Annotated in this window: 1 rRNA gene; it reads right to left on the bottom strand. The window is 55.8% G+C overall.

Annotated features, from left to right (window positions below):
• Window positions 1-2,406: ribosomal RNA gene (locus tag AVZ68_RS19745) — 23S ribosomal RNA — on the bottom strand; the annotation flags it as partial.

Raw genomic sequence — 2,406 nt, 5'->3', positions numbered from 1 at the left:
GAGGATAAGCCCTCGACCGATTAGTATCTGTCCGCTCCACGTGTCGCCACGCGTCCACTCCAGACCTATCTACCTCATCATCTCTGAGGGGTCTTACTGGCTTACGCCATGGGAAATCTCATCTTGAGGGGGGCTTCATGCTTAGATGCTTTCAGCACTTATCCCGACCATACGTAGCTACCCAGCGATGCTCCTGGCGGAACAACTGGTACACCAGCGGTATGTCCATCCCGGTCCTCTCGTACTAAGGACAGCTCCTCTCAAATTTCCTACGCCCGCGACGGATAGGGACCGAACTGTCTCACGACGTTCTGAACCCAGCTCGCGTGCCGCTTTAATGGGCGAACAGCCCAACCCTTGGGACCTACTTCAGCCCCAGGATGCGACGAGCCGACATCGAGGTGCCAAACCTCCCCGTCGATGTGGACTCTTGGGGGAGATAAGCCTGTTATCCCCAGGGTAGCTTTTATCCGTTGAGCGACGGCCCTTCCATACGGCACCGCCGGATCACTAAGCCCGACTTTCGTCCCTGCTCGACTTGTAGGTCTCGCAGTCAAGCTCCCTTCTGCCTTTGCACTCTTCGAATGATTTCCAACCATTCTGAGGGAACCTTTGGGCGCCTCCGTTACTGTTTAGGAGGCGACCGCCCCAGTCAAACTGCCCACCTGACACTGTCCCTGACCCGGATCACGGGTCGAGGTTAGAATGTCCGCACCGTCAGGGTAGTATCCCACCGACGCCTCCACCGAAGCTAGCGCTCCGGCTTCCACGGCTCCTACCTATCCTGTACAAACGATACCAACACTCACTATCAAGCTACAGTAAAGCTCCATGGGGTCTTTCCGTCCTGTCGCGGGTAACCTGCATCTTCACAGGTACTATAATTTCACCGGGTCTCTCGTTGAGACAGTATCCAAGTCGTTGCACCATTCGTGCGGGTCGGAACTTACCCGACAAGGAATTTCGCTACCTTAGGACCGTTATAGTTACGGCCGCCGTTTACTGGGGCTTCAATTCAGAGCTTCTCCCCGAAGGGATAACCCCTCCTCTTAACCTTCCAGCACCGGGCAGGTGTCAGCCCCTATACTTCGCCTTGCGGCTTCGCAGAGACCTGTGTTTTTGCTAAACAGTCGCTTGGATCTTTTCACTGCGGCTCTCTCGGGCTATGCACCCTACTAGAGCACCCCTTCTCCCGAAGTTACGGGGTCATTTTGCCGAGTTCCTTAACGAGAGTTCTCCCGAGCGTCTTAGAATTCTCTTCTCGCCTACCTGTGTCGGTTTGCGGTACGGGCACCTGTGATCTCACTAGAGGCTTTTCTTGGCAGCGGAGGATCAGGGATTTCGGACCCGAAGGTCCTTCATGGTCACAGCTCAGCCTCACGGAACGCGGATTTGCCTACGTTCCAGCCTACCTGCTTCAACGCGCACAGCCAGCGGCGCGCTCACCCTACCTTTCTGCGTCCCCCCATCGTTCAAACGATCACGAGGTGGTACAGGACTATCAACCTGTTGTCCATCGCCTACGCCTTTCGGCCTCGGCTTAGGTCCCGACTGACCCTGAGCGGACGAGCCTTCCTCAGGAACCCTTGGGCTTTCGACGGAGGGGATTCTCACCCCTCTTTTCGCTACTCATACCGGCATTCTCACTTCCAAGCCCTCCACGAGTCCTCACGATCTCGCTTCGCCGACCTTGGAACGCTCCCCTACCCAATCTCCGAAGGAGATTGCCATAANGCATTCTCACTTCCAAGCCCTCCACGAGTCCTCACGATCTCGCTTCGCCGGCCTTGGAACGCTCCCCTACCCAATCTCCGAAGGAGATTGCCATAGCTTCGGTGATACGTTTAGCCCCGGTACATTTTCGGCGCAGAGTCACTCGACCAGTGAGCTATTACGCACTCTTTCAATGATGGCTGCTTCTAAGCCAACATCCTGGTTGTCTGGGCAACTCCACATCCTTTTCCACTTAACGTATACTTGGGGACCTTAGCTGATGGTCTGGGCTGTTTCCCTCTTGACTACGGATCTTAGCACTCGCAGTCTGACTCCCGAGGTCCAAGTGATTGGCATTCGGAGTTTGACTGAATTCGGTAATCCTGTGGGGACCCCTCGTCCAATCAGTGCTCTACCTCCAACACTCACCCCTCGAGGCTAGCCCTAAAGCTATTTCGGGGAGAACCAGCTATTTCCGAGTTCGATTGGCATTTCACCCCTACCCACACCTCATCCCCGCAATTTTCAACTTGCGTGGGTTCGGGCCTCCAGTCGGTGTTACCCGACCTTCACCCTGGACATGGGTAGATCACCCGGTTTCGGGTCTACGGCGCCGTACTGTTTCGCCCTGTTCAGACTCGCTTTCGCTGCGGCTCCGCCTCTTCAGCTTAACCTTGCACGACACCGTAACTC

It is taken from the genome of Shouchella shacheensis, assembly GCF_001484965.1.
Taxonomy (GTDB): domain Bacteria; phylum Bacillota; class Bacilli; order Bacillales; family Bacillaceae_D; genus Shouchella; species Shouchella shacheensis.
Note: the sequence above shows the minus strand (reverse complement) of the source record. Positions and strands in the feature narration are given on the sequence as shown.